The sequence below is a fragment of the Roseateles asaccharophilus genome, assembly GCF_004362405.1.
Taxonomy (GTDB): domain Bacteria; phylum Pseudomonadota; class Gammaproteobacteria; order Burkholderiales; family Burkholderiaceae_C; genus Kinneretia; species Kinneretia asaccharophila.
This window is the reverse complement of sequence record NZ_SNXE01000009.1, coordinates 78175-103349: the sequence shown is the minus strand read 5'-3', so window position 1 is coordinate 103349 and position 25175 is coordinate 78175. Positions and strand designations below refer to the sequence as shown.

The 25175-nt window shown below is 68.2% G+C and carries 24 protein-coding genes; 14 read left to right on the top strand and 10 right to left on the bottom strand.

Annotated elements, in window-relative coordinates; translation table 11 throughout:
• Window positions 1-157: 157 nt before the first annotated feature.
• Entirely contained in the window at window positions 158-2278 is a 2121-nt protein-coding gene (locus tag DFR39_RS16910) for a protein-disulfide reductase DsbD family protein (RefSeq protein ID WP_133605028.1), read from the top strand.
• A 91-nt stretch (window positions 2279-2369) separates the two neighbouring features.
• On the opposite strand, the gene DFR39_RS16905 is transcribed toward DFR39_RS16910, so the two are convergent.
• The 3 genes from DFR39_RS16905 to DFR39_RS16895 all read right to left on the bottom strand — a co-directional run bounded on the left by DFR39_RS16905 (window position 2370) and on the right by DFR39_RS16895 (window position 5110).
• Window positions 2370-3074, bottom strand: a complete 705-nt coding sequence (locus DFR39_RS16905; protein ID WP_133605027.1) for a ProQ/FINO family protein — start codon at window positions 3072-3074, stop codon at window positions 2370-2372.
• Window positions 3075-3132: 58 nt separating this feature from the next.
• On the bottom strand, window positions 3133-4833 hold the full coding sequence (locus DFR39_RS16900; protein WP_133605026.1) for a tetratricopeptide repeat-containing diguanylate cyclase: 1701 nt from the start codon (window positions 4831-4833) through the stop codon (window positions 3133-3135).
• A gap of 61 nt (window positions 4834-4894) precedes the next feature.
• On the bottom strand, window positions 4895-5110 hold the full coding sequence (locus DFR39_RS16895) for a hypothetical protein (protein ID WP_133605025.1): 216 nt from the start codon (window positions 5108-5110) through the stop codon (window positions 4895-4897).
• A gap of 122 nt (window positions 5111-5232) precedes the next feature.
• Between DFR39_RS16895 and DFR39_RS16890 the strand changes: the two genes are divergently transcribed.
• Window positions 5233-5805 (top strand): thymidine kinase, encoded by a 573-nt coding sequence (locus tag DFR39_RS16890; protein WP_133605024.1) that lies wholly within the window; start codon window positions 5233-5235, stop codon window positions 5803-5805.
• A gap of 41 nt (window positions 5806-5846) precedes the next feature.
• On the opposite strand, the gene DFR39_RS16885 is transcribed toward DFR39_RS16890, so the two are convergent.
• Window positions 5847-6083: a hypothetical protein gene (locus tag DFR39_RS16885; protein ID WP_133605023.1), complete on the bottom strand. Its 237-nt coding sequence runs from the start codon at window positions 6081-6083 to the stop codon at window positions 5847-5849.
• Window positions 6084-6252: 169 nt separating this feature from the next.
• Window positions 6253-7014 carry an enoyl-CoA hydratase/isomerase family protein gene (locus DFR39_RS16880; RefSeq protein WP_133605022.1) on the bottom strand — a complete coding sequence of 254 codons (762 nt, stop codon included), beginning with the start codon at window positions 7012-7014 and terminating at the stop codon, window positions 6253-6255.
• A 173-nt stretch (window positions 7015-7187) separates the two neighbouring features.
• On the opposite strand from DFR39_RS16880, the gene DFR39_RS16875 reads away from it, so the two are divergent.
• From DFR39_RS16875 to DFR39_RS16865, 3 genes are read left to right on the top strand one after another with little or no spacing between them, the layout of a single operon-like run.
• Window positions 7188-8216 carry a branched-chain amino acid ABC transporter permease gene (locus DFR39_RS16875; RefSeq protein ID WP_133605021.1) on the top strand — a complete coding sequence of 343 codons (1029 nt, stop codon included), beginning with the start codon at window positions 7188-7190 and terminating at the stop codon, window positions 8214-8216.
• A 6-nt stretch (window positions 8217-8222) separates the two neighbouring features.
• A complete protein-coding gene (locus tag DFR39_RS16870; protein ID WP_133605020.1) occupies window positions 8223-9995 on the top strand; it encodes a branched-chain amino acid ABC transporter ATP-binding protein/permease in 1773 nt (590 codons plus the stop codon).
• A gap of 1 nt (window position 9996) precedes the next feature.
• Window positions 9997-10728 carry an ABC transporter ATP-binding protein gene (locus DFR39_RS16865; protein WP_133605019.1) on the top strand — a complete coding sequence of 244 codons (732 nt, stop codon included), beginning with the start codon at window positions 9997-9999 and terminating at the stop codon, window positions 10726-10728.
• A 2-nt stretch (window positions 10729-10730) separates the two neighbouring features.
• Here DFR39_RS16865 and DFR39_RS16860 read toward each other — a convergent pair whose 3' ends face one another.
• Window positions 10731-11681 (bottom strand): proline racemase family protein, encoded by a 951-nt coding sequence (locus tag DFR39_RS16860; RefSeq protein WP_133605018.1) that lies wholly within the window; start codon window positions 11679-11681, stop codon window positions 10731-10733.
• The gene (locus DFR39_RS16855; protein WP_281277267.1) at window positions 11678-12322 is read right to left on the bottom strand and encodes a GntR family transcriptional regulator; all 645 of its coding nucleotides are present in this window, start codon (window positions 12320-12322) and stop codon (window positions 11678-11680) included. Before DFR39_RS16855 ends, DFR39_RS16860 begins: the two co-directional genes overlap by 4 nt.
• Before the next feature lie 237 nt (window positions 12323-12559).
• Here DFR39_RS16855 and yajC point away from each other — a divergent pair, with 237 nt between their 5' ends.
• The 4 genes from yajC to DFR39_RS16835 all read left to right on the top strand — a co-directional run bounded on the left by yajC (window position 12560) and on the right by DFR39_RS16835 (window position 18281).
• A complete protein-coding gene (gene yajC, locus DFR39_RS16850) occupies window positions 12560-12886 on the top strand; it encodes a preprotein translocase subunit YajC (RefSeq protein ID WP_133605017.1) in 327 nt (108 codons plus the stop codon).
• A 126-nt stretch (window positions 12887-13012) separates the two neighbouring features.
• Window positions 13013-14890: a protein translocase subunit SecD gene (gene secD, locus DFR39_RS16845; protein ID WP_133605016.1), complete on the top strand. Its 1878-nt coding sequence runs from the start codon at window positions 13013-13015 to the stop codon at window positions 14888-14890.
• 17 nt (window positions 14891-14907) lie between these two features.
• Window positions 14908-15942 (top strand): protein translocase subunit SecF, encoded by a 1035-nt coding sequence (gene secF, locus DFR39_RS16840; protein ID WP_133605015.1) that lies wholly within the window; start codon window positions 14908-14910, stop codon window positions 15940-15942.
• 38 nt (window positions 15943-15980) lie between these two features.
• The gene (locus DFR39_RS16835; protein ID WP_133605014.1) at window positions 15981-18281 is read left to right on the top strand and encodes a DUF1631 family protein; all 2301 of its coding nucleotides are present in this window, start codon (window positions 15981-15983) and stop codon (window positions 18279-18281) included.
• A gap of 40 nt (window positions 18282-18321) precedes the next feature.
• Here DFR39_RS16835 and DFR39_RS16830 read toward each other — a convergent pair whose 3' ends face one another.
• From DFR39_RS16830 to DFR39_RS16820, 3 genes are all read right to left on the bottom strand, one after another.
• Window positions 18322-18774 carry a Smg family protein gene (locus DFR39_RS16830; RefSeq protein WP_133605013.1) on the bottom strand — a complete coding sequence of 151 codons (453 nt, stop codon included), beginning with the start codon at window positions 18772-18774 and terminating at the stop codon, window positions 18322-18324.
• A 98-nt stretch (window positions 18775-18872) separates the two neighbouring features.
• Window positions 18873-20006: a DNA-processing protein DprA gene (dprA, locus tag DFR39_RS16825; protein ID WP_133605012.1), complete on the bottom strand. Its 1134-nt coding sequence runs from the start codon at window positions 20004-20006 to the stop codon at window positions 18873-18875.
• Between the two features lie 16 nt (window positions 20007-20022).
• Window positions 20023-21186 carry a LysM peptidoglycan-binding domain-containing protein gene (locus DFR39_RS16820; RefSeq protein WP_133605011.1) on the bottom strand — a complete coding sequence of 388 codons (1164 nt, stop codon included), beginning with the start codon at window positions 21184-21186 and terminating at the stop codon, window positions 20023-20025.
• A gap of 251 nt (window positions 21187-21437) precedes the next feature.
• Here DFR39_RS16820 and def point away from each other — a divergent pair, with 251 nt between their 5' ends.
• The 5 genes from def (at window position 21438) to DFR39_RS16795 (ending at window position 25138) form a co-directional block, all read left to right on the top strand.
• Entirely contained in the window at window positions 21438-21968 is a 531-nt protein-coding gene (gene def, locus DFR39_RS16815) for a peptide deformylase (RefSeq protein WP_133605010.1), read from the top strand.
• A 10-nt stretch (window positions 21969-21978) separates the two neighbouring features.
• The gene (gene fmt, locus DFR39_RS16810; protein ID WP_133605009.1) at window positions 21979-22926 is read left to right on the top strand and encodes a methionyl-tRNA formyltransferase; all 948 of its coding nucleotides are present in this window, start codon (window positions 21979-21981) and stop codon (window positions 22924-22926) included.
• A gap of 52 nt (window positions 22927-22978) precedes the next feature.
• Complete coding sequence (htpX, locus tag DFR39_RS16805; protein WP_133605008.1) at window positions 22979-23833, top strand: zinc metalloprotease HtpX; 855 nt, start codon at window positions 22979-22981, stop codon at window positions 23831-23833.
• A 55-nt stretch (window positions 23834-23888) separates the two neighbouring features.
• The gene (locus DFR39_RS16800) at window positions 23889-24263 is read left to right on the top strand and encodes a hypothetical protein (protein WP_133605007.1); all 375 of its coding nucleotides are present in this window, start codon (window positions 23889-23891) and stop codon (window positions 24261-24263) included.
• 113 nt (window positions 24264-24376) lie between these two features.
• The gene (locus tag DFR39_RS16795) at window positions 24377-25138 is read left to right on the top strand and encodes a head GIN domain-containing protein (protein ID WP_162849568.1); all 762 of its coding nucleotides are present in this window, start codon (window positions 24377-24379) and stop codon (window positions 25136-25138) included.
• The last annotated feature ends 37 nt before the right edge of the window (window positions 25139-25175 follow it).

The following is a 25175-nucleotide window of genomic DNA, read 5'->3' as shown; positions in this document are numbered from 1 at the left end:
TTGTGCCGCGCAGCGCGAGGGGGCCTACACCCCTACCGGACGGGGCGCAACGCGTCTGATCGATACTTGCGGTTTTCCATTCACTACTGGCTGGCTGCGAGGGGTGACGACCTCATGAGGGTTGCCGCATCGGCGCCTGTGCCACTTCCTGATCCCGATGAGCTTCTTGCAAAGAATCATGTGCTGGCTGGCCCTGGCCTGCCTGCCCCCCGCCGCGACCGCCCTGGGGGGCGCCGTCGTGACGACCGAGCAGGTGCGCGCCGAACTCGTGGCCCAGGCGAGCGAGGGCATCGAGCCCGGCAAGCCGGTCTGGCTGGGCCTGCTGGTCCGTCACCAGCCGCACTGGCACACCTACTGGAAGAACCCCGGCGACTCCGGCCTGCCCACGGTGCTGAGCTGGGAGCTGCCCCCGGGCGTGACGGCCGGCGAGATCCAGTGGCCCGTGCCGCAGCGCCTGCCCGTGGGGCCGCTGGTGAACTACGGCTACGAGGGCGAGCTGCTGCTGCCCGTGCCGCTGACGGTGAGCCCCGAGTTCAAGGGCGAGACCCTGGTGGTCAAGCTGCGCGCGGACTGGCTGGTGTGCAAGGAGGTCTGCATCCCCGAGTCGGGCGAGTTCACGCTCAAGCTGCCCGTGGCGGCCGCCACCGCGGCGCATGCGGCGCTGTTCGAGCGCAGCCGCCTGGCCCAGCCGCGCGATGTGCCGGCCGCTCGCGCCGAGAGCCGGCTGGAGGCGTCCGGTCTGCAGCTCAGCCTTGAGGGCCTGCCCGCCGATTGGCAGGGCAAGAGCCTGCAGGTCTTTCCCGAGGCGGCCGGTGTCTTCGATCACGCGGCGGCCCCCCAGCAGCGCTGGGACGGGGCCAAGCTGCTCCTGACGCTGCCAATCTCCGCCCAGCGCAGCGAGGGCCCGGCTCAGCTGGCCCTGGTGCTGCGCCAGGAGGGCAGTGCGCCCGAGCAGGGCGGGCTGCGGCTGAGCGTGGCGGCCCCGGCCTGGCCGGCCCTACCGGGAGCGGCGCCGGCCCCGGCCCTGCAGCCCGTGGAGGCCGACGCCGGCGGTGCTGCTGGCACCTCCTCCCTGCCGCTGGCCCTGCTGCTGGCCTTTGGCGGCGGCTTGCTGCTGAATCTGATGCCCTGCGTGTTCCCGGTGCTCTCGCTCAAGGTGCTGGGCTTTGCGCAGCATGCCCAGGACCGCCGCCAGCTGCTCGGCGGTGGCCTGGCCTATACCGCGGGTGTGTTGCTGAGCTTTCTGGCCCTGGCCGGGCTGCTGCTGGCACTGCGGGCCGGGGGCGCCCAGCTGGGCTGGGGCTTCCAGCTGCAGTCGCCGGGCTTTGTGGCGGCCCTGGCCCTGCTTTTTGGCGTGATCGGTCTGAATCTGCTCGGGGTGTTCGAGTTCCGCAGCGTGCTGCCGGGCAATCTGGCTGGGCTGCGCCTGTCCCACCCCTTGCTGGACCATGGTCTGACCGGCGTCTTGGCCGTGGTCGTGGCTTCGCCCTGCACGGCGCCCTTCATGGGGGCGGCCCTGGGTGCGGCGCTCACCCTGCCGGCCCTGGGGGCCCTGTCCATCTTCGCGGCCCTGGGCCTGGGCATGGCGGTGCCCTATCTGGCGGCCTGCCTGTGGCCGGGTCTGGCGCGCCTGCTGCCCCGCCCGGGCGTTTGGATGAAGCACTTCAAGATCCTGATGGCCTTTCCCATGTTCGCCACCGTGCTGTGGCTGCTGTGGGTGCTGGGTCAGCAGGTGGGCATCGACGGCGCCGTGGCCCTGCTGGGCCTGCTGCTGGCCCTGGCCCTGGCGGCCTGGGTGTTCGGCGCACCGGACCTGAAGCCGCGCGGCCGCACCGTGCTGGGCGCCATCGCCCTGGTCGTGCTGGCCGCCACCGCGCTCTGGGCCTGGCCCGCGCTGCGCGAGGCGCCGCCCGCCAGCGCCGTGCAGGCCGAGGCTGGCCCCGGCTGGCAGCCTTGGTCCGCCGACAAGGTGGCCCAGGCTCAGGCCGAGGGGCGCACCGTGCTGGTGGACTTCACGGCCGCCTGGTGTGTGACCTGCCAGTTCAACAAGCGCGGCGCCCTGGCGGACGCCCAGCTGCTGGCCGACTTGGAGTCCCGCAAGGTGCTGCTGCTGCGCGCCGACTGGACCCGCCGTGATGCGGCCATCAGCCAGGAGATCAACCGCCTGGGGCGCAGCGGTGTGCCGGTCTATGCCGTCTATCGCCCGGGAGCCGGCGCGCCGGAACTGCTGCCCGAGATCCTCAGCGTCAAGCTGCTGCGCGAGGCGCTGCTGCCCTAGGTCCAAAGGCTGCAGCCTTGCAGCCTTTGCGGCGCCGAAATGAAAACGGCCGGGCATGCAGCCCGGCCGTTGTTGTTTCTGACAGGCGCTGTCAGCCCTTGTTCTCGGGCGCCGGGCGTGGGGCGCGCGGCTTGCCCTGGCGGGCGCCACCCCCACCGCCTTCACGGCGCGGGGGGCGCTGGCCGCCGTCGCGGCGCGCACCCTCGCCACGGCCCTCACCACGGCGCTCATGCGGGCCGCGGCGCTGCTCGCCCTGGGGCTGGGCGGCGCGGCGGATGCGGTCTTCCTCGATCTCCTTGCGGGCGATTTCCAGCAGGCCGTCCAGTTCCTCGTCCTTCACGCCCTTGAGCGCGCAGAAATTGGCACGGGTCAGGGTGGTGTGCTCGAAGTCGCGCAGCAGATTGGCGCGCTGGCGGCGCTCCTGCTGCTCCTGAGCGCGGCGCTCCTCGGCCAGGCCGCGGCGGCGGGCCAGCTCGGTGGCGGCGGCCTCGCGGTGTTCGTCGCTGAGCTCACCGGCCGGCTGGCCGTCGAGATCAAAGCGTTGCTTGGCCTTGCTCAGGGCCACCAGATAGCCGGTACCGCCGGTGTAGCGACGCAGCACGGCCGAGAGCAGGGGTTTGCTGAACTGACCCGGAGCACGCTCCTGGATGTCGGCCTGGATGCGCAGCTTCAGCGGCTTGGGCGGACCGTCGAACAAGGCCGGAAACAGGGCCTTGAGTTGCTGCAGGGCGGCGGCTGGGCTCAGATCCTGGGGGGCGACCTGAGCGGGAGCGCCGGTGGGGGTGGGGGACGACATAGGCAGGAGGGCGGCTCTTGGCCGCCGCGCTTGAGAAGATGGAAAGCCTCGATTGTGCCTAGGCCGCGGGGGGCGAGGCAAACCCGTCGGCGCAGCAGACGCGATTGCGGCCCTCGCGCTTGGCGCGGTAGAGCTGCGTATCGGCCTCCTGCAGGCCTTGCTCCAGGCTGCTGTGGCGGCTCAGATCGGCCAACCCCACGCTGGTGGTGATGGCAAGACCGGGCGCCAGGGTGGACCAATCATGGCGTTCCACGGCCAGGCGCAGACGCTCGCAGATCTGCCGCGCCGCCTCGGGCGTCACGGCGTCCAGCGCGATCAGGAATTCCTCGCCGCCATAACGCGCCGCGAGGTCCTGGCTGCGGCAATGTGCCTGGAGCAGGGCCGCCAGCTGGCGCAGGGCTTGATCGCCCACGGCATGTGAGTGCCGGTCGTTGACGGACTTGAAATGGTCCAGGTCGATGAGGGCAACGCACAGGGGCAGGTCCGCCGCACGGGCGGCCTGATGCCGCAGCGCCAGCTCGGTATCGAGCCGGCGCCGGTTGGCCAGGCCGGTGAGCGGGTCCTGCAGCGCATCGCGGCCCAGCGCCTCGGCCCGACGGGCCAGCTCCTCATTGGCCAGCCGCAGCGCGTGAGCCTGCAGGCGCTCGGCGGCGGCCTCGGCCAGGGCATGCTCGGTTTGCAGCCGCACGGCCAGCACGCGGGCACGCAGCTGCGCCTTGTCCAGGGCATGCTCGCTGCGCAGCACATGGAAGCGCTTGTACAGGCGCAGCGCATGGGCATAGTCGCCGGCCTCTTCGGCCAGTTCGGAGGCCAGCTCATAGAGCGCGATCAGCAGGTGCTTGCTGCGAGCCTTCTCGCCGCGCTCCAGGCCCTCGCTGGCGGCGCGGCGTGCCATGTCCAGCTCACCGGCCTCGCGATACATCTGGGCCAGGTATTGGGCGCGCTGCAGGCGCGGGCCTTCATCGCCGCTGGCCTCGGTCAGGCGCAGCTGCTGGCCGAAAGCGACCAGGGCCTCTTCGCGCCGCCCCAGCAGGGCCAGGGCCGCGCCCCGGTTGCTGTGCACCACGATCAGCACTCTTTGCAGTTGGGCCCGCTGCGCGATTTCCAGGGCCATCTCATTCAGGCTCAGCGAGCGCTGCAGCGCATCGCGGGCTTCGGCCTCACGCCCGGCCCGACGCCAGCGCTCGCCCAGGTCGAGTTCGCGTCCCGCGAGATTGGCGTGGGAGATGGCCAGCAGGCGCGTCTGGCCTTGGCTCTGAGCCAGGGCCAAGGCGCGTTGATGCCATTCCAGGGCGGTCTCGGCCTGGTTCAGCTCGCCGTAGACAATGCCCAGCAGGTTGAGGGTGTCAAAAAGCAGCTCGGCGTCTGCGCTCTCGCGGCAGGTGGGCAGGGCGGCCTCGAGTTCCTGCAAGGCCTGGTCGCTGTCGCCGATGCTCCAACACACGCGGGCCGCGGCCAAGCGGGCCCGGGCCAGCAGGACGGGGTCATCCACCTGCTGAGCCAGACCCAAGGCGCTGGTGGCGTGGCTGGCGGCGCTGTCATGCTCACCCCGGCGCTGGGCCACATGCGTGGTCCAGACATGGGCCAGAACCTCGCTCTCCAGAGACCCCGCGGCCCGCGATGCCGCCATCAGGCGCTGGGCGAAGTCCAGGCATAGCGACCAGTTCTCGGCGGAATAGGCGGCGCTGGCCCCGGTCTGAAGCTCCGTAAGCAAGGCCTGGGTGGCGGGGCCATCAAAAGGCGGGGGGCGCATCGACATGGCGGCGCCGATGATAGGGGGCGTGAAAGCGGCCGCCCCGTCTACCCAGCCTCAAAGCGGCTCAAGGTGTGTGATCTTTGGGCTTTGCGCAGCTTGGTTTGCAGACCAGCTCGGTACGTCCCAGCAGACGCACCGATTGCAAGCTGCTGGGCGGACGATGGCGTCCGCACTTGAAGCAGGAGCGCGTGTGGCCGCTGCCCAGAAAAGGCGAACCGCCCAGCTTGCTCGAGTAGCGCAGGCCGTCATCGCTCACGCTGGTGTGGGTATCTTTGCTCATTGGGATCCCTCCGTGAGCCATATTAGGCTGCGCAGATGACAGCGCGCCCCCTCGCTTGCACCGATGCCGGCGTATGTGTGGCGCGAACAGCGCACAATCGCGGCCTGCGCTGAACGAAATCGATGGCAAAACTGTTTTTTCGCTATGCGGCAATGAATGCCGGCAAGTCCACCGCCCTGCTGCAGGTGGCACACAACTACGAGGAGCGCGGCCACCAGGTGCGCATCTTTACCGCCCGCCTGGATGACCGGTATGGCAGCGGCTATGTGACCTCGCGCCTGGGTCCGCAGCGCGTGGCCGAGACCTTTGACGCACAGACCGATTTCCTGGCGACCTTTCTGGAGGCCGGGCAGCTGCGTCCCGGCGTGGCCTGCGTGCTGGTGGACGAGGCGCAGTTCCTCAGCGCGACCCAGGTGCGCGCCCTGCACGAATTGGCGCATCTGCATGGCCTGCCGGCCATCTGCTACGGTTTGCGCACCGACTTTCGAGGCGAGCTGTTTCCCGGCTCGGCCATGCTGCTGGCGCTGGCGGATGAGATGGACGAGATGAAGACCATCTGCGAGTGTGGACGCAAGGCCACGATGAATATGCGGCTGGACGCGTCAATGCGGCGCGTCACTGAGGGCGCGCAGGTGGAAGTGGGGGGCAATGCCCGCTATCGCGCCGTGTGCGGGCGCTGCTTCCGTCAGGGCTGAGGCTGCCCCGAATCCCCTGCGCGAGTGCGCAGGGTGGTGGCTTACTTCTGGTTGAGCTGCTCTTCCAGCTCCTTGCAGCTGGGAGCGCAGACCGGCTGAGACTTGCCCAGCAGCTTGCGCGACTTCAGCATCGCGCGCGGACGGTGCTTGCCGCAGAGGAAGCACGACATGGTGGCCGCCCCGAAGGAGGAGGTCGCCGCGAAGGGCGAACCGGGAGCTTTAGAGCGGTAACGCAGGCCATCTGCTTCGATGGTCGTTTTGGTACTTTCCTTGGCCACGCTGGTCCTGGTGAGTGTGAGATGGAATGCTCGCGGCGAGCCGGGCTGCCGCAACAGCCGATATTTTCGTCGATTCCGGCCGCCACGCCCCGAGGGCCGTATTTTCCACCATGTGGCCCCATGTCGGCACAGGATCTCTACGGACGCCCCCTCTTGGGGGGGCGCAGGCTCAGCAACCGCGAAACTTGGGCGCCCGCTTTTCCTGCCAGGCCTGCACGCCTTCGCTCAGATCCTGTGAGGCATTGGCGCGCGCGATGTCGGCCGCCAGGGCGGCCGCGTCCAGGCGACCGGCGGCAATCGCATTGAGGTGGCGCTTCATGCCCAGCAGGGCCAGCGGGGCTGCGGCCAGCAGCCCTTCGCACAGGGCGTCGCTGGCCTGCTGCAGGCCGGCGGCATCCTCCAGCAATTGGTCCAGAAAGCCACAGTCGCGCATGGCCTGGGCGTCCAGGGTCTGGCCGGCCAGCAGCACCTGCTTGGCCGCGGCCAGGCCCAGACGGTTGACGTAGCGCTCCAGACCGCCGCGGTAGAAGTGCAGGCCGAGTCGGGCCGCCGGCACGAACATCTCGCAGGCGCGGGTGCCCAGACGAAAGTCGCAGGCCAGGGCCAGATCGGTGGCCCCCCCGTAAATCCCGCCCTGGATGGCCGCGATGGTGACGGGGCGCGCGTTCTCCCAGGCCTGGGCCAGGGCTTCGAACAGGGCGCCGGCGTCCACGCCGGGAACGGCATCGATGTGGAAGCCGCTACAAAAGTGGCGCCCTTCGCCCTTCAAGAGCAGGACGCGCACCGCTTGATCCGCTTCGACTTGAGCCAGATGTTGCTCCAGCGTCTGCAGATCGCCCAGCTCCAGGCGGTTGGCCTGACGGGGGCGGCGCAGGGTGATGCAGGCCAGTGGGCCATCAATTTGCAGCGAGGGAGCGTGGGCATCGGGCATGGGCGGAGTCTAGAGGCAGCTCGCCTTGGTAAATTCGACCGACTGGTCGGACGAAAATTTGCGCTTTGTCAATGCGGCCTCGCACTAGGGGCATTCCCGGGGCATTTGTTTAGAGTGGTTTCAAACCCAGAGCGGGCCGCAGAGCCCGCATCCGTTCCTGGAGACAAGCGTTCATGGACTTCACGATAGCGAGCATCCTCGCGCTGGACGGCGTCACCAACGGGGCGATCTATGCCCTGCTGGCGCTGAGTCTGGTGCTGGTTTTTGCGGTCACCCGCATCGTCTTCATCCCCCAGGGGGAGTACGTCGCCTTTGGCGCGCTGACGATGGCCGGACTGCAGTTGGGTCAGACCCCGTTGACGATTTGGTTCTTGCTGGCGATGGCGGTGGTTGTGGCCGGCCTGGACCTCTGGGACGGCTGGCGCGCCGGCCGGCCGCAGCCGCTGAAGGTTTTGCGCGCCGCGCTGCTGCCGCTGGCCATCGGCCTGCTGGCGCTGTGGGCGGCACCGCAGAAGCTGCCCTTGTTCCTGCAGGCGCTGCTGACCCTGGCCATCGTCACGCCCATGGGCCCCCTGGTCTATCGCCTGGCCTACCAGTCGCTGGCGGACGCCTCGGTGCTGGTGCTGCTGATCGTCTCGGTGGGCGTGCATTTCGCGCTGACCGGCCTGGGCCTGGTGTTCTTTGGGGCAGAGGGCTCGCGCAACCCGAGCTTCTGGGATGCGAGCTTCAGCCTGGGGCCGCTGAGCCTGTCCGGCCAGACGCTCATCATCATCGGCACCTCGATCGCGCTGATCGTGATGCTGTGGCTGTTCTTTGAGCACAGCCTCTACGGCAAGGCCTTGCGCGCCACCGCGGTCAACCGCCTGGGGGCGCGCCTGATGGGCATCTCCAGCACGGCCGCCGGCAAGCTCTCCTTCACGATGGCGGCCTTCATCGGTGCGCTGTCCGGTCTGTTGATCAGCACGACGACGACGATCAACTATGACAGCGGCTTCCTGATCGGCCTCAAGGGCTTTGTCGCGGCGGTGTTCGCCGGGCTGGCGAGCTACCCCGGCGCGGCGCTCGGTGCGCTGCTGGTGGGGCTGCTGGAGTCCTTCAGCTCCTTCTGGGCCAGTGCCTTCAAGGAGGTGATCGTGTTCACCTTCATCCTGCCGGTGCTGTTGTGGCGTTCCTTGCGCGATCCGCACAAAGACGAGGAGTGAGCTGAGATGCGCAAGTTGTTCCCTCTGGTGGGCGCTGCCCTGCTGTTCGTCCTGCCCCTGCTGCCGGTGCCGGAGTTCTGGATCACCCAGCTCAACTACATCGGTCTGTTCGCCCTCGTGGCCCTGGGCCTGGTGCTGCTGACCGGTGTCGGCGGCCTGACCTCCTTCGGCCAGGCGGCCTTCGTGGGCCTCGGCGCCTACACCACCGCGGTGCTGAGTACCGCCCATGCGGTCTCGCCCTGGCTGGCTCTGCTGGTGGGGCTCGTGATCACCGCCGTCGTGGCCCTGGTGCTGGCCCTGCTGACCCTGCGCATGTCCGGGCACTACCTGCCGCTGGCCACCATCGCCTGGGCGCTGAGCCTGTACTACCTGATGGGGAATATGGAGTTCCTCGGCAAGTACGACGGCATCCAGGGCTTGCCGGCGCTACAGCTCCTGGGCATCAGCCTGCAGGATGGTCGCGCCATCTACTACCTGATCTGGGTCATCGCCATCCTGGCGGCGCTCGGCGTGCGCAATCTGCTGGACTCACGCCCCGGTCGCGCGATACGTGCGCTCAACGGCGCGACGACGATGGCTGAAGCCATGGGCGTCTCGACCTTTCGCTACAAGGTCGTGATCTTCGTGCTGGCAGCCCTGCTGGCCTCGGTCTCGGGCTGGCTGTTTGCGCATTTCCAGCGCACGGTGAACCCCAGCCCCTTCGCGCTGAAGATGGGCATCGAATACCTGTTCATGGCCGTGGTGGGCGGCGTGGGCACGGTCTGGGGCGCCTTCATCGGCGCTGGTGTGGTCAAGATCATCGAGGACCAGCTCAAGGAGCTGCTGCCGGCCCTGCTGGGCAGCAATGGCAACTTCGAGATCATCGTGCTGGGCGTGGTCCTGGTGCTGATGCTCAAGTACGCACCCAAGGGCCTGTGGCCCTATCTGAGCGGCTTCTTCGCCCGCTGGGTGCCCGAGGCGCGGCGCGAGCGCAACTGGGCCGATGCCGCGCCCCTGGCCGCACGCGACAAGCCCCAGCCCGGCGAGCTGCTGCTGGATGTGGACAAGGTGCGCAAGCAGTTCGGTGGCCTGGTGGCCGTCAACGATGTGAGCTTCCAGATCCGCGCCGGCGAGATCATCGGCCTGATCGGCCCCAACGGCGCGGGCAAGAGCACCACCTTCAACCTCATCTCGGGCGTGCTGCCCCTGAGCAGCGGGGCAGTGAGTTTCCGCGGTCAGGCGGTGGGCGGCCTGGCCTCGCGCGAGATCGCGCGCCGTGGCATGTCGCGCACCTTCCAGCACGTCAAGATGATTCCCGACATGACCGTGCTGGAGAACGTAGCCCTGGGCGGCTATCTGCGCTCACAGAGCAGCACGGCGCGCGCCATGCTGCGCCTGGACCGCGAGGAGGAGAAGCGACTCTTCGCAGAGGCCGAGCGCCAGCTGCAGCGCATCGGCATGGGCGACAAGATGTTCGAGCTGGCCGGCAATCTGGCCCTGGGCCCGCAGCGCCTGATGGAGATCGCGCGCGCCCTGTGTACCGACCCGGCCTTGCTGTTGCTGGACGAGCCCGCCGCCGGCCTGCGCCACAAGGAGAAGCAGGCCCTGGCCGAGGTGCTGCGCCAGCTCAAGCGCGAGGGCATGAGCATCCTGCTGGTGGAGCACGATATGGAGTTCGTGATGGGCCTGACCGACCGCATCGTGGTGATGGAGTTCGGCACCAAGCTGATCGAGGGTACGCCTGCCGAGGTGCAGGCCAGCCCGGCCGTGCGCGCGGCCTATCTGGGAACGGAGCACTGAGATGGCGGATCTGCTGAACGTCAAGGACCTGCGCGCCGGCTATGGCCGGGCCGAGGTGCTGTCGGGTTTGAACCTGCGCCTGCCCGAGGGCGCAGTGGTCACCGTGATTGGCCCCAATGGCGCGGGCAAGAGCACCACGCTCAATGCCCTGATGGGTGTGCTGCCCAGCCGTGGCCAGGTGCAGTTCGCGGGCGAGGACATCGGCGCGCTGAGCCTGGAAGCGCGCGTGATGAAGGGCCTGGCCCTGGTGCCCGAGAAGCGCGAGCTCTTCACCACCATGAGCGTCGAGGACAACCTGGTGCTGGGCGGCTTCAGGCCCATGAAGCTGGGTCAGCGCGACTGGAAGGAGGGCCTGGAGCAGGTCTACCAACTCTTCCCCCGCCTCAAAGAGCGGCGCGAGCAACTGGCCGGCACGCTCTCGGGCGGCGAGCGCCAGATGCTGGCCGTGGGCCGCGCCCTGATGGCCCGCCCCAAGGTGCTGATGCTGGACGAGCCCAGCCTGGGCCTGGCGCCCCTGATCGTCAAGGAGATCTTCCGCATCGTCTCGCGCCTGCGCGAGACCGGCGTGTCCATCCTGCTGATCGAGCAGAACGCCCGTGCCGCGCTGGAGGTCGCCGATTACGGCTATGTGCTGGAGACCGGCGAGATCGGCCTGGAAGGTCCGGCCGCCGAGCTGGCACGCGACCCGCGCGTGATCGAGACCTATCTGGGCGCCGCCCGCAAGGCGGCCTGAACTCAGGCTTTGGCGGGCAGGCCCCAGGCAAAGGGGTCCTCAGGGTCCAAGACCAGTGTGGCGTCCAGGTTGACATAGGCGCGGCCCCGCAGGGTGGGCAAGACCTGCCCCTGCTCGCCCGGCTGATAGCTGGCTTCGAACACGCTGCCGATCACGCTTTCCTGGCGCCAGAGCTGGCCCGGGGCCAGCTTGCCTTCGGCGGCCAGGCAGGCCAGCTTGGCACTGGTGCCGGTACCGCAGGGACTGCGGTCATAGGCCTTGCCGGGACAGAGCACGAAGTTGCGCCCCTGGTTGCCGGGGGCCTGCGGCGGGCCGATGAGCTCGATGTGATCGATTTCGGCGCCTTCTGCACCCGTGATGCCCTGCTCGCGCAGGGCCTGGCGCAGGGACCAGCTCAGCGTTGTGAGGGTCTCGACATGTTCGGGCAGCAGGGCCTCGCCATGGTCCTCGCAAAGAAAGAACCAGTTGCCACCCCAGGCCACATCGCCATGCAGCACGCGCGAGCCTAGGCGCACCGGTACCTGCCGGGCTAGGCGATAGGCCGGCACATTGGCGATGCTGACGCTGCCATCGGCGTGCAGCTCGGCGCTGATGGGGCCTACCGGCGTGTCGATGCGGTGAGTGCCGGGCTGGATGCGGCCCAGATAAGCCAAGGTGGCGATCAGGCCGATGCTGCCGTGACCGCACATGCCCAGATAGCCGACGTTGTTGAAGAAGATCACGCCGGCCACGCTCTCGGGTGACTCGGGCTCGCAGAGCAGGGCGCCCACGATGACATCGGAACCGCGGGGCTCATTCACCACCGCACGGCGCCAGCCGTCGTGCTGCTCGCGCAGGCGCTGCAACCGCTGGGCCATCGAGCCGCCGCCCAAGTCCGGTCCGCCCGAGACGATGATGCGCGTGGGCTCGCCCCCGGTGTGGGAGTCGATGATGCGGGTGGGCGTGTTGTTCATTCGATGACGGCCTGGGCGAATTTACGGAGGTAGTCCATCAGCGCATCGCTGGCGGCAGCGGCTCGCTCGCCGTCCCCGGCGGCAATAGCCTGCGCCAGCGCCAGATGGCATTGGGCGCCTTGGCGCGTGTCACCCTGGTGCCGATAGGCGTACCAGAAGCGTCGGCACTGAATCACCATGGGCACGATGGCAGCCACGGCGAAGGGGCTGCGGCAGGCGGCGTGATTGATCCGGTCCAGCGCCTGGTCGGCCTCCATATAGCCGCTCAGATCGTCGCGCTCGCTGGCCAGCACCATGGCCTGGGCCTGCTGCAGCAGTGCGTCTCGCTGGTCCGGGGTGGCGCGGCGGGCGGAGGTGCAGGCGATCAGGCGCTCCAGAACGCGCCGGGCCTCGATCAGATCCAGATGCTCGGCCAGCATCAGATCGCCCACCCGCAGGCCGCGGCGTGGCAGCTGGACAATCAGGCCGTTGGAGACCAGGCGCATCAGGGCCTCTCGGGTCGGCGTTCGCCCCAGGCCGATGCGCTCGATCAGCTCGGACTCGACAATCGGCGCCCCCGGCTTGAGCTGAAGGGTGGCGATCATGCTTTCCAGCAGGTCATAGGCTTGGTCGGCCACCCGCCGTTTGGTCTCGCTGCTCACAGTCTTGCGCGTGTGCGCATCTGCTGCGCCGCGGTTGTTAAATATATTTTCAGAATATTTTTTGAAGTTCGGCTTGTCAACCCCATCTTGCCCGCGGTGGCCGATCAACGACCTGGGTGTCCGCCTGGGGGTGGGTCCACACCGATGGTTTGCCGGGTGATGCCTGGAGCGGGCCACATACAATCGAAGGTTCTTCCGTCCGCAGAGACGGCATTTTCCAAAGCAAAGGATAGCGACGTGTTTATTTCCAACGCTTTTGCCCAGGCCGCACCGGCGGCGGGCAGCACCGAATCCAGCCTGCTGAGCCTGCTGCCTCTGGTGCTGATGTTCGTGGTGCTGTACTTCGTCATGATCCGGCCCCAGATGAAGCGCCAGAAGGAGCACAAGGCCATGATCGAAGCCCTGGCCAAGGGCGATGAGGTCGTGACTGCCGGTGGCCTGCTGGGCAAGGTGGCCAAGTTGGGCGAGAGCTTTGTGCACCTGGAAGTCAGCACGGGCGTGGAGATCCAGATCCAGCGTTCGGCCGTGGTCCAGGTGCTGCCCAAGGGCACGGTCGGCAAGTAATTCGCCGCCCAGCACTTCCAGCACTTTGACCAGGATGAGGCGCGGCTGCGCCCCATCCGCCCAGCCCGGCGCCGTGAGCTCATGGTGCCGGGCTTGTTTCAGGCGCAGGCCTCAGAGGATGTCCTCATGAACCGTTACCCGCTGTGGAAGTACGCGATGCTGATCGTCGCGCTGCTGATCGGCACCATCTACACGCTGCCCAATTTCTTCGGCGAGGCGCCGGCCGTTCAGGTCTCCAGCGCCAAGGTGACCGTCAAGGTTGACAGCGCCATGGTGGGCCGGATTGAAGAGGCGCTCAAGAGCGCCGGCATCGAGGCTGACTTTGTGCAGCTTGACGGCACCTCGATCAAGGCGCGCTTTGCCGATACCGACACGCAGATCAAGGCCAAGGACGTGATCGCCAAGGCGGTCAATCGCGATCCGGCCGATCCGAGCTACATCGTCGCACTCAACCTGCTCTCGCGCTCGCCGCAATGGCTGTCCAAGCTGCATGCCTTCCCCATGTATCTGGGGCTGGACCTGCGTGGTGGCGTGCACTTCCTGATGCAGGTGGACATGAAGGCCGCCCTCACCAAGAAGGCCGATGCCCTGACCGGTGATGTGCGCAGCCAGCTGCGCGAAAAGAACATCCGCCATGCCGGCATCAGCCGGGATGGCAATAGCGTGGTGGTCGCCTTCCGCGACGCCCAGACGCTGGAATCTGCCCGCCGTCTGCTGACGGACTCGCTGCCCGATGTTCAGTGGGAGCCCACCGGCTCGGCCGCCGAACCGGCGCTGACCGGCAGCCTCAAGCCCCAGGCCCAGGCCGCGGTGCAGGAAGCGGCACTCAAGCAGAACATCACCACACTGCACAACCGCGTCAACGAGCTGGGCACCACCGAGCCGGTGATCCAGCAATCGGGCCTGGACCGCATCGTCGTGCAACTCCCCGGCGTGCAGGACACGGCCCGCGCCAAGGACATCATCGGCCGCACCGCCACGCTGGAGCTGCGCATGGTGGACGACAGCGCCGAGGCCCAAGCCGCACTCAGCGGCTCCGGCCCCGTGCCCTTCGGGACCGAGCGCTATATGGACCGCGGCTTCGGCCCCATCATCGTCAAGCGCCAGGTGGTGCTGACCGGTGACAACCTGAACGACGCCCAGGCCGGCTTCGACGAGAACCAGAACCCTTCGGTCAATCTGACCGTGGACGCCAAGGGCGCCCGCATCATGAAGGAGGTCTCGCGCGAGAACATCGGCAAACGCATGGCCATCATCCTGTTCGAGAAGGGCAAGGGTGAAGTCGTCACGGCGCCGCGCATCAATTCCGAGCTGGGCAATCGCTTCCAGATCACTGGCGCCATGAGCACGCAGGAGGCCAATGACACGGCCCTGCTGCTGCGCGCCGGCTCGCTGGCCGCGCCCATGGAGATCATCGAGGAGCGCACCATCGGCCCCAGCCTGGGTGCCGAGAACATTGCCAAGGGCATCAACAGCGTGACCTGGGGCTTTGTGGCGGTTGCCGTGTTCATGTGCGTGTACTACATGCTCTTCGGCCTGTTCTCTTCCCTGGCCCTGGGCTTCAACCTGCTGCTGCTGATGGCCCTGCTGTCCATGCTGCAGGCCACCATGAGCCTGCCCGGCATTGCCGCCATGGCCTTGGCCCTGGGCATGGCCATCGACTCCAATGTGCTGATCAACGAGCGCATCCGCGAGGAGCTGCGCAACGGCGCCAGTCCGCAGGCCGCCATCCACGCCGGCTATGAGCGTGCCTTCGCCACCATTCTGGACTCCAACGTCACCACCCTGATCGCGGGCGTGGCGCTGCTGGCCTTCGGTTCGGGTCCCATCAAGGGCTTTGCCGTGGTGCATTGCCTGGGCATCCTGACCTCGCTGCTGTCCTCGGTGGTGTTCTCCCGTGCCTTGGTGAACCTGTGGTACGGCCGCAAGAAGAAGCTCAAGTCCCTGGCCATCGGTCAGGTGTGGAAGCCGGCGCCCCAGGCGCCTGAGGCCCCCAAGGTCTGAGCAAGGGATACACAGACATGGAATTGTTCCGCATCAAACGGGATATCCCGTTCATGAAGCACGCGTTGCTGTTCAACGCGATCTCCTTCATCACCTTTGCCGTCGCGGTGTTCTTCCTGGTCACCCGCGGCCTGCACTTCTCCATCGAGTTCACCGGCGGGACGGTGATGGAGGTCGAGACGCCGCAAGCCGCCAATACCGAGAAGATCCGCCAGACCATTGAGAAGATGGGCTATGGCGAAATTCAGGTGCAGAACTTCGGCAGCTCGCGCGATGTGATGATCCGCCTGCCCGTGCGTGAAGGCGAGAAACAGACCGAGGTGGTGGACAAGGTCTTCGCCGAGCTCTGCAAGGCCGAGGACGGCACCGTGAGCGTGCGCCAGCTGATCAGCGACAAGGGCGAGGCCATCAGCAAGCCGGTCTGCACCAATGCCAGCCAGGTCGAGCCGATCAAGCTCTCGCGCTCCGAGGTGGTGGGTCCGGCCGTCGGTGCCGAGCTGGCCTGGGACGCGGCCAAGGCCCTGGGCTTCACGGTGCTGGGCATCGTGATCTACCTGGCCATACGCTTCGAGTGGAAGTTCGGCGTGGCCGGCATCATCGCCAACCTGCACGACGTCATCATCATCCTGGGCTTCTTCGCCTTCTTCCAGTGGGAGTTCTCGCTGGCGGTGCTGGCGGCGGTGCTGGCGGTGCTGGGCTATTCGGTGAACGAGTCGGTGGTGATCTTTGACCGGGTGCGCGAAGCCTTCCGCAAGTACCGCAAGCTGGACACGCCGCAGGTGATCGACCACGCGATCACCTCCACCATGAGCCGCACCATCATCACGCACGGCTCGACCCAGCTGGTGGTGCTGTCCATGCTGATCTTCGGCGGTCCGACCCTGCACCACTTTGCCCTGGCCCTGACCATCGGCATCTGCTTCGGCATCTACTCCTCCGTGTTCGTGGCCGCAGCGATCGCCATGTGGCTGGGCGTCAAGCGCGAGGATCTGATCAAGGGTCCGGTCAACAAGGAGGACCCTGACGATCCCAACGCCGGAGCGGTGGTGTAGAGTCATTTGCAAATCCTGATGCGCCGCTATTCGCCTACATGACCGCCGCCCGCCAACAAGCCCTGGCTTCCCAAGCGCGGCGTGTCTATCTGGATGCCCTGGTACGTGGGATCGTGCAGGTCGGCAGTGTCCTGGGCGAGGCCGCCCAGCAACTGCTGCTGCTGCCCGCCGAGTACCACGTGGCCCAGGCGCGGCGTGATGGTGTGGCGGCCTGGAACCAGCATGGGCCGGGCTGGCAGCTTGGTTTTGCCGCCGGGCTGAGGCAGGCCGCATCGCCCGGTGGTGTCTGTGATGCCCGCGCCGCCGCCGCACAAGGCCCCAGCAGCCTGACGGCGGCCTTGTCTTTGGTGGACGACGACACCATCGAGCGCGAGATCATTGCCTCCCGCCTTGCCCTGGCCATGATGGACAAGGCGTCCTGGGAGTTCACCGATCTGCGCACCCGCATCCAGCAGCTGGAGGGGCGCGACGAGCTGGGGACCGATGATCTGCTGCGTGCCCATGTGGTGGCCAGTGTGGCCTTGGATGCCTGGTATCGCAGCGGCCTGGGCTCGTCCGAGTGGCAGTTGCTCAAGGCGCCCTTGCACCTTGAGTTGGCCCAGCTCCTGGGTGGCGCCTATCACGAGACCAATCACTGGCTGATCGACCAGGGGGTGATGCCCGAGGTCGATCTGCGCCCCTTTATCCGGCGCACCGCGGAGTCGGGCGGCAGCGGCGCCGCGGGGCGCGGCCCCTCGGACGCGGCCGGCGAAACCCCCTTCATGGCGCGGCAGGTGGCGCCGACCGAGCTGCAGCGCAGCCAGGCCAGTGCGGCCGCCGGCGAAGTCATGGCCTTGCTGCAGCGCGTGGTCAGCCGCCAGGTGCCAGGCTTCGCTGCCGCCACGCCCACCTCCCACGCACCCACGGTGCTGATGTCGCAGCCGCCCAGCCTGGAGCAGGCCCGCCCCTCGCGCCTGGCGGCGGCCATGCATCACGCGCAGGAAGCCATGCACAGGCGCAGCCAAGCCGCGAGCGCGCCGGATATCGAGTTGCCCGCCGCCCAGCAGCTGGAGGAGCTGAACGCGCGCAGCCAGGCTTTCAAGCAGGTGCTCAAGCAAGCGGCCGGCACGCCGGCCGAGCGCGCCACCATCGAAATCGTGGCCCTGCTGTTTCAGAGCATCCTGCAGGAGGAGCGCATTCCGGCCTCGGTGCGGGTCTGGTTTGCGCGCCTGCAGATGCCGGTGCTGCGGGTGGCGGTTAGCGAGCCCGACTTCTTTGCCGCGGCCGACCATCCGGCCCGTGCCCTGATCGACCGCATGGGCGCATGTGTCATGGGCTTCAACACCCAGTCCGGCAGCGGTGTGGGCGAGGCGCTTGAGCGCGAGATCAAGCGCATCGTGCAGGTGGTCGAGGCCTATCCCGACACCGGCCGGCGTGTGTTCCAGACCGTGCTCACCGAATTCGAGAAGTTCCTGGATAACTACTTCGAGAACGAGAACCAGGCCTCCATGAAGGGCGTGTCCCTGGCCCAGCAGGTGGAGCAGCGTGAGACCCTGGCCATCCAGTACACCATCGAGCTGCGCAAGATGCTCAATGAGGTGCCGGTGCAGGATGGAGTCCGTGAGTTCCTGTTCCAGGTGTGGGCCGATGTGCTGGCGGTCACGGCCGTGCGCACCGCCGCGCACTCCGAGGAGACCAAGGCCATGAAGCGCGCGGCAGCCGACCTCATCTGGTCCGCCAGCGCCAAGGTCTCGCGTGAGGAGCGGGCCGAGGTGATCCGCCGGCTGCCGCCCCTGCTCAAGACCCTGCGCGATGGCATGGGCCAGGCCGGCCTGCCCGCCAGCAAGCAGGACGAGCAGATTCGCGCCCTCAACAACTCCCTGGCGGCCGCCTTCACGGCCAAGGCCGCCACCATCCCGCGCGAGCGTCTGGAGGAGCTGATGGATCAGCTCCAGGCCCTGGAGGCCCTGCTGCCCGAGGGGGGCCTGGAGATCAACGAGTCGCTGGTGCGCGACCTCTCGGGCCATGAAAGCGAGGATCTGGAGGTGGTGGCCGAGGGCGGCTCCACCCCCACGCCGGCCATGCTGGCCTGGGCCCGGGAGCTGCAGGTGGGCAGCTGGTACATGCTGGACTATCGGGGGCGGAACGAGGCCGTGCAGCTGGCCTGGCGCGGCATGCGCCACCAGCTCACGCTCTTTGTCTCGCCTCAGGGGCGCGGCGTGCTCTTCCAGCTCAGCCGCCTGGCGGCCTTCCTGCAGGCCGGCCTGCTGTTGCCGGCTCAGGACGAGGCCCTGACCGTCAAGGCCACGCGCAATGCCCTGGCCAAGCTGGATGCGGATCCCAGTCGCTTGCTGAACTAGCGGGTGGGGCGGGAGGGCGACAACAGCCGCCTGCCAGGTTTCAGTGGATCAAGCGCTCTTCCGGCGCGACGAAGAGCTCGTCCAGGATCAGGGCGTCGGGCTCCTCGCCCAGGCTCCAGAAGACCATCAGCACGATGATCTTCAGGTCCTCCAGATCCAGCGGGGCGCCGGGAATGGCCATGGCACGATCGACCACAATCTCACGCATGGGCGGCGGCAGCACGCCGGCCGATTCCAGAAAGCTGATGAAGCCCACCGAGGCCTCGCCCAGGTGCTCCAGCTCGTCCTTGGAGTAGACGCGCAGGCTGAGCCGGCCCTGTTCGCCCTGATGGCTGCCGGCCGTCGCGGCCAGCCCGTCCAGCCAGGACAGGGCCTCCTGAATTTCATCGCGTTCGAAGCCGACGGCAGAGAGCTTGCGGGTCAGCTGGGCGTGGTCCGGGCAGGCGTCCGGGCGCCAATAGGTTTCGTAGAGATAGACCAGCACGTCGAACATGCAAGCACTATAACCCACCCCCCAAAAGCCCCGGGACGCCAACAGCCGCGCGAAAACCGCGCAGTTCGGCCGTCGACTAGCGGCGGATCGCCCCGGTTTCAGCCCTGGGCGCGGCGCTGGAACAGGGAGCCTGGCAGGCGGGCCACCGCACCGGCCAGCTCCAGCTCCAGCAACAGGGCATTCAGCTCACCGGTGGGCCAGCCGCCGCGAGCCTGCAGCGCATCCAGGCTGACCGGGTCGTGACCCATGGCCGCCAGCACCGCTTCCAGGGTCGGCGGGAGCTGGGGGGCGGGGCTGGCGGGCTCGACGAGGGGTGTGGCACGCGCGGCCGGGCCGCGAGGCGGGCGGGGCCGGGTCGGGTGCAGCTCTTCCAGCACATCCAGGGCGGTTTCCACCAGCTTGGCGCCCTCTCGCAGCAGGGCGTGGCAGCCACGGCTCTGCGCGGCATGGATGGAGCCCGGCACGGCAAAGACCTCGCGCCCCGCCTCGGCCGCCAGGCGGGCTGTGATCAGGGATCCCGACTGCAGGGCTGCTTCAACCACCAGGCAGCCCTGACTCAGGCCGGCAATGATGCGGTTGCGCCGCGGGAAATGGGCGGGCAGTGGCGGCGTGCCCGGCGGGTATTCGCTGAGCAGCAGACCCTGCTCGGCGATGCGCAGGCCGAGGGCGCGGTGCGTGGGGGGATACAGCCGGTCCAGTCCGGTGCCCAGCACGGCGATGGTGCCGCCGCCGCCTTGCAGTGCCCCCTCATGCGCGGCGCCGTCTATGCCCAGTGCCAGGCCGGAGACGATGCACAGGCCGGCCTCGGCCAGGTCGTGAGCCAGTTCGCGAGCCGTATCCCGCCCCTGGGCGGTGGGGCGCCGGCTGCCAACAATGGCCAGCGCGGGCACATGCAGCCAATCCAGCTGGCCCTCCGCGTAGAGCAGGGGCGGTGGGTCGGCGGTCTGGAGCAGGGAGGCGGGATAGCGGGCATCACCCAGGCTGAGTAGCTGGCGGCGGGGCGAGGCCTGCAACCAGTTCCAGCTGCGGTCCAGCAGTTCCGCCAGCCCCGGCGGCTCCTGCGCCAGGGCGGCGGCCACGGCCGGTGTCAGCACGCTGCGATGGGCCGCAGGCGGGGCGGCCAGGATCTGCTCGGGCGTGCCCAGTGCGGCCAGCAGGCGGCGCTGGGCGGCAGATCCAAGGCCCGGCGTGAGCTGCAAGCGTAGCCAGGCGGCAAGTTCGCGGCGCTCCATGATGGCGCCGCCTGGGTCAGGGCTGGGTGAAGCGGTCACCCGCGCCCACGGGTTCCTGGACGGAGATGATCAGGGCGTAGGACACGCGCGAATAGGTCTGGAACACGAAGAGCACGCCGTGCCGCTCGTCCGGCAGCTTGATCTCCTCGCGCTTTTCCGCGGTGCGATCGGTCACCCGCCGTCCGTCGCGCCAGAGAGCCAGCACATGGCCGCGTTCCAGCCCGTCGCGAGAGCCCCGATTCAAGGCCACGATCTGGTTCTGGCCCGCGCTCAGGGCGTCGCCATAGACGGAAACGATCTGACCGGAGATGGGCTGGGCCGGTGCATGCGGGACATAGCGCGAGAAGTTGCGCTGCGGCACGGGCGAGAGCCGATCACCCACGCCGATTTCCTGCTTGTTGGACATGATGCGCAGGGTGGCCGGGACGATCTCGGTCTTGCCATTGGCCTGCTCGCGGTTCTCGCCGGCGCGGGTGAGCTCGGCCGTGCCCAGGTAGGGCGCCTCGTAGCCCAGGATCTCGCGGGTGCTGGGGTCCCGCAGCGGGCGTGCGCTGCGGAAAACCCGGTAGTCCTTGACCTGGCTCAGTTCGCCGCGGGCATAAGCTATATCGCCCTTGGACAGCATGACGCGCCCCTCCTGGGCCGCCACGATGCGCGGCGCCGTCGCCAGCTCATCGCTGTCGAAAACGATGGCCTCGTTCAGGAAGGGCTCGATCAGATGCTGCGGGATGGCCGTGATGGGGTTCGCGTCCTGCTGGCTGGACCGGATCTGCGGGCTCAGCTTGACCGTGCCGTCGGGAGCGCTGCTCCCGTGGGCCTGGGCGAGCTGAAGCTGGGCGCGTCCATCGCGCTTGACCAGCACCAGCACCTGTCCCGGGTAGATCAGATGGGGGTTGTTGATCTGCTCGCGGTTCATGCCCCAGAGCTCGGGCCAGCGCCAGGGGCTGGTGAGAAAGAGCTTGGAGATGTCCCACAGCGTGTCACCGGGTTTGACGGTGTGAGCGTCGGGCGCGTTGGGCGCGAGCTCCGACAAGGGCACGCCGGCCTGGGCGACCTGCTCGGCGGTCTGGCGTTGGTTGGCGGTGATGGGGTAGTTGGCCGCCAGGGCGGGCGTTGTCAGCAGGGCCGCCGCCAGGGGCAGCAGGGGCATGAACTGGCTGTAGTGCCGCCTCTGGGTCATCAAGCTCGCTCCCGCGCCGCGAGGCCCGCGGCTTCCGGGCTGGCGCTGTCTCATTGAAAAGGGGTGATAGAGCCTCATCCTGGAGGCTCATTCCAAGATCGGCGAAAATCCGGCCTGGCTTGAGGGGATTCTGCCCAGATTCACAGGTGGTCGCAATGAATGCGCTCCACCCGATGGGCCTCTTGCAAGCGCTTACAAACGCGGCGTTGTGTGCAATCCACAGCGCCGGTCCAACCCTGAAGATCCTGTCCATGGCGATCCTGAATATCCTGCGTTATCCCGATGCCCGTCTGCACACCGTGGCCAAGCCGGTGGCGGCGGTCGATGCGCGCATCCAGCAACTCGCCGACGACATGCTGGAAACCATGTACGCCGCCGAGGGGGTGGGCCTGGCCGCCACCCAGGTGGATGTGCACGAGCGCGTGCTGGTGATGGACACGTCGGAGGGCCGCAACGAGCCCCGCGTGCTGATCAACCCCGAGATCATCGAGGCCAGCACCCAGATGAGCGAGGGCGAGGAGGGCTGCCTCTCCGTGCCCACCATCTACGACAAGGTGCCCCGCCACACCAAGGTCAAGGTGCGCGCCCTCGACCGCGAGGGCAAGACCTATGAATTCGAGGCCGAGGGCCTGCTGGCCGTCTGCGTGCAGCATGAGATGGACCATCTGATGGGCAAGGTTTTCGTGGAGTACCTGAGCCCGCTCAAGCGCGAGCGCATCAAGACCAAGCTGGTCAAGAAGAGCCGCGAGGAGCAGCAGGCCGCTCAGGCCCGCCGCCGCTGAGGCCGCCGCGATGCGCGTCGTCTTTGCCGGTACGCCCGAGTTCGCCCGGGTGGCGCTGGAGCGCCTGCAGGCCGCGGGCTTCGAGATCCCGTTGGTGCTGACCCAGCCCGACCGGCCCGCCGGCCGTGGCATGAAGCTGCAGGCGTCGCCGGTCAAGCAGTTCGCCCTGGAGCAGGGCGTGGCCGTGGCCCAGCCGCGCAGCCTGCGTCTGGATGGCAAATTCCCCGAGGAGGCCGAGGCCGGCCGCCAGGCCCTGCTGGACGCCCGCCCCGATGTGATGGTGGTGGCCGCCTACGGCCTGATCCTGCCGCAATGGGTGCTGGACCTGCCGCGTCTGGGCTGCCTGAACATCCACGCCTCCTTGCTGCCGCGCTGGCGCGGCGCCGCGCCCATCCACCGCGCCATCGAGGCCGGCGACGCCGAGACCGGCATCACCATCATGCAGATGGATGCGGGCCTGGACACCGGCGACATGCTGCTGATCGAGCGCGAGCCCATCCGCGCCGAGGACACGACCGCCAGCCTGCACGACCGACTGGCCGCCCTGGGCGGGCGCCTGATCGTCGAGGCCCTGGAACTGGCCGCCTGTGGGGGGCTGCAGGCCACGCCCCAGCCCGAGGCCGGCGTGAGCTACGCCCACAAGATCGAGAAGGCCGAGAGCGCGATCGACTGGCGGCAGGATGCCGCCCAGATCGCGCGCCGTTTGCGCGCTTTTGATCCCTTCCCGGGCGGCCAGGCCCAGCTGGAGGGCGAGACCCTCAAGATCTGGCGGGCCGAGCCGGCCGAGGGCCGGGGCGAGCCCGGCGAGGTGCTGGCGGCCGATGCCGGCGGGCTGCTGGTGGCCTGTGGCCAGGGCGCGCTGCGCCTGCTGGAGCTGCAGCGCGCCGGCGGCAAGCGCCTGGGGGCCGCGGCTTTCCTGCAGTCTCGCCCCCTGGCGCCGGGCAGCCGTCTGGCTTGAATTGCCGAGGACCCGCCCCATCTACACTGCGCTAACTCCAGGAGGATAGACCATGTTCAATCTGATGAAGACCGCCATCCTGATGGCCGCCATCACCGCCTTGTTCATGGCCATCGGCTCCTTGCTGGGCGGGCAGCAGGGCATGATGCTGGCCCTGGTGGTGGCCCTGGGCATGAACTTCTTCAGCTACTGGTTCTCGGACAAGATGGTGCTGAAGATGTACAACGCCCGCGAGGTGGACGCGAGCACGGCGCCACAGTTCTACGCCATGGTGCAGGAGCTGGCCGCCAAGGCCCAGCTGCCCATGCCCAAGGTCTACATCATCGACGAGAACGCCCCCAACGCCTTCGCCACCGGCCGCAACCCCGAGCATGCCGCCGTGGCGGCGACCACGGGCATCATGCGCGTGCTCTCCGAGCGCGAGCTGCGCGGCGTGATGGCGCATGAGCTGGCCCATGTGAAGCACCGCGACATCCTGATCTCCACGGTCAGCGCCACCATGGCCGGTGCCATCTCCATGCTGGCCAATTTCGCCATGTTCTTCAGCCCGCGCGACAGCGAGGGCCGGCCGGCCAACCCCATCGTGGGTCTGCTGGTGGCCATCCTGGCGCCCATCGCGGCCAGCCTGATACAGATGGCCATCAGCCGTGCGCGCGAGTTCGAGGCCGACCGCGGCGGCGCCGAGATCTCGGGCGATCCGCGTGCCCTGGCCTCGGCCCTGGACAAGATCCAGCGCTATGCCCAGGGCATACCGATGCAGGCCGCCGAGCGCCATCCCGAGACGGCGCAGATGATGATCATGAACCCGCTTTCGGGCGGCGGCCTCAAGGGCCTGTTCAGCACCCACCCGGCCACTGAGGAGCGTATCGCGCGCCTGATGGCCCTGGCCAACGGCAACGGCCGCTGAGGCCCGCCGGTGGCGGCCGACTCAAGACCCGACCCCGTCTGCCGATAATCCAGCGATGAAGCGCGCACCCCTCTCGCTCACGATATGGCTCCCCGGCCTGGCCCTGCTGCTGGCCGGCTGCGAGCAGCTGGGCATCGAGGATCCGGCCAAGGTCGCGGCCGCCAAGGAGGCCGAGGGCAAGGCCGTGGGCAGCGCCTGCCGCCATGCCATGCGTGCCATCGAGGACTGCTATGTGCTCAATCCCAAGGCGCAGAAGGCGGCGGTGTTCGCCGGCTGGCGCGAGATGGATGAATACATGCGCGAGAACAAGCTGGAGGGCGTGACGCCCCAGGTGCCGCGGCCCGGCGCCTCCAAGCCGGCCGTCAGTGACGAGGCCATCGAGACCGAGCCCAAGGGCGCGGCTCGCGAGCGCAGCAGCAAGTCAAGCTGAGACGCAGTTCGGTCGCCTCGACCTGCACTTGGTCGCAGTTTGGGGGGCAGGGGGCGCTACGGCCGGGCAAGATGCGCTGCATCGATAACAGATGCAGGCACAGGAGGCCCACCATGATTCGCAGCAAGACTCGTCGCCATCTCGTGCTCGGAGCTCTGGCTCTGGGCCTGGGCGTCAGCGCCCAAGCCTGGTCCTGGGGCAATGCTGAGCGCGTGGACGGCAATGGCGAGCCGGTCAGCGAGAGTCGTACGCCGGGAGGCTTCGAGGCCTTACGCCTGAGCGGCAACTTCAAGCTCAAGGTGCGCCAGGCCGGGGCCGACACGCTGGAGATCACGGCCGACAAGAATCTGCTGCCCTATATCGAGACCCGTGTGGTGGAGAGCAAGGGGGGGCTCAAGACCCTGGAGATTGCGCCCAAGAGCGGCTATCGCGTCAGCAGCCGCCAGCCCGTGCAGATCAATGTGGGCATGCTCGTGCTGCGTCGCCTGGCCGTGGACGGCAGCGGCGACGTGCGGGTGGAGGGCATGAAGACGCCGCGCCTGGAGGTGGCCGTCGCCGGCTCGGGCGATGTGCTGATCAGCGAGTTCTTCGGCGAGGAGGCCTCCTTCAGTGTTGCGGGCTCGGGCGATATCCAGGCTCAAGGCCGGGTCAATGCCCTCAAGGTCTCCGTGGCCGGCAGCGGCGATGTGAAGGCGGCCGAGCTGGCCGCGGACGAGGTCCGAGTCAGTGTGGCGGGCAGCGGCGATGTGCAGGTCCAGGCCAACAAGCAGCTCAAGGCCTCGATCGCCGGCTCGGGCGATGTGCGCTACCGTGGCAGCGCCCAGATCAGCAGTTCGGTGGCCGGCAGCGGCACCGTCAAGCCCTTGACCCGTTGATGGGCGCGGGCGCTGGATCGCCTAGCGCACAGGCGCG

Bases quoted from the DNA above. Each gene is read 5' to 3' on its own strand.
- DFR39_RS16910 (WP_133605028.1), top strand. From the start codon at position 158: ATGAGCTTCTTGCAAAGAATCATGTGCTGGCTGGCCCTGGCCTGCCTG.
- DFR39_RS16905 (WP_133605027.1), bottom strand. From the start codon at position 3,074: ATGTCGTCCCCCACCCCCACCGGCGCTCCCGCTCAGGTCGCCCCCCAG.
- DFR39_RS16900 (WP_133605026.1), bottom strand. From the start codon at position 4,833: ATGTCGATGCGCCCCCCGCCTTTTGATGGCCCCGCCACCCAGGCCTTG.
- DFR39_RS16895 (WP_133605025.1), bottom strand. From the start codon at position 5,110: ATGAGCAAAGATACCCACACCAGCGTGAGCGATGACGGCCTGCGCTAC.
- DFR39_RS16890 (WP_133605024.1), top strand. From the start codon at position 5,233: ATGGCAAAACTGTTTTTTCGCTATGCGGCAATGAATGCCGGCAAGTCC.
- DFR39_RS16880 (WP_133605022.1), bottom strand. From the start codon at position 7,014: ATGCCCGATGCCCACGCTCCCTCGCTGCAAATTGATGGCCCACTGGCC.
- DFR39_RS16875 (WP_133605021.1), top strand. From the start codon at position 7,188: ATGGACTTCACGATAGCGAGCATCCTCGCGCTGGACGGCGTCACCAAC.
- DFR39_RS16870 (WP_133605020.1), top strand. From the start codon at position 8,223: ATGCGCAAGTTGTTCCCTCTGGTGGGCGCTGCCCTGCTGTTCGTCCTG.
- DFR39_RS16865 (WP_133605019.1), top strand. From the start codon at position 9,997: ATGGCGGATCTGCTGAACGTCAAGGACCTGCGCGCCGGCTATGGCCGG.
- DFR39_RS16860 (WP_133605018.1), bottom strand. From the start codon at position 11,681: ATGAACAACACGCCCACCCGCATCATCGACTCCCACACCGGGGGCGAG.
- secD (WP_133605016.1), top strand. From the start codon at position 13,013: ATGAACCGTTACCCGCTGTGGAAGTACGCGATGCTGATCGTCGCGCTG.
- secF (WP_133605015.1), top strand. From the start codon at position 14,908: ATGGAATTGTTCCGCATCAAACGGGATATCCCGTTCATGAAGCACGCG.
- DFR39_RS16835 (WP_133605014.1), top strand. From the start codon at position 15,981: ATGACCGCCGCCCGCCAACAAGCCCTGGCTTCCCAAGCGCGGCGTGTC.
- DFR39_RS16830 (WP_133605013.1), bottom strand. From the start codon at position 18,774: ATGTTCGACGTGCTGGTCTATCTCTACGAAACCTATTGGCGCCCGGAC.
- dprA (WP_133605012.1), bottom strand. From the start codon at position 20,006: ATGGAGCGCCGCGAACTTGCCGCCTGGCTACGCTTGCAGCTCACGCCG.
- DFR39_RS16820 (WP_133605011.1), bottom strand. From the start codon at position 21,186: ATGACCCAGAGGCGGCACTACAGCCAGTTCATGCCCCTGCTGCCCCTG.
- def (WP_133605010.1), top strand. From the start codon at position 21,438: ATGGCGATCCTGAATATCCTGCGTTATCCCGATGCCCGTCTGCACACC.
- fmt (WP_133605009.1), top strand. From the start codon at position 21,979: ATGCGCGTCGTCTTTGCCGGTACGCCCGAGTTCGCCCGGGTGGCGCTG.
- htpX (WP_133605008.1), top strand. From the start codon at position 22,979: ATGTTCAATCTGATGAAGACCGCCATCCTGATGGCCGCCATCACCGCC.
- DFR39_RS16800 (WP_133605007.1), top strand. From the start codon at position 23,889: ATGAAGCGCGCACCCCTCTCGCTCACGATATGGCTCCCCGGCCTGGCC.
- DFR39_RS16795 (WP_162849568.1), top strand. From the start codon at position 24,377: ATGATTCGCAGCAAGACTCGTCGCCATCTCGTGCTCGGAGCTCTGGCT.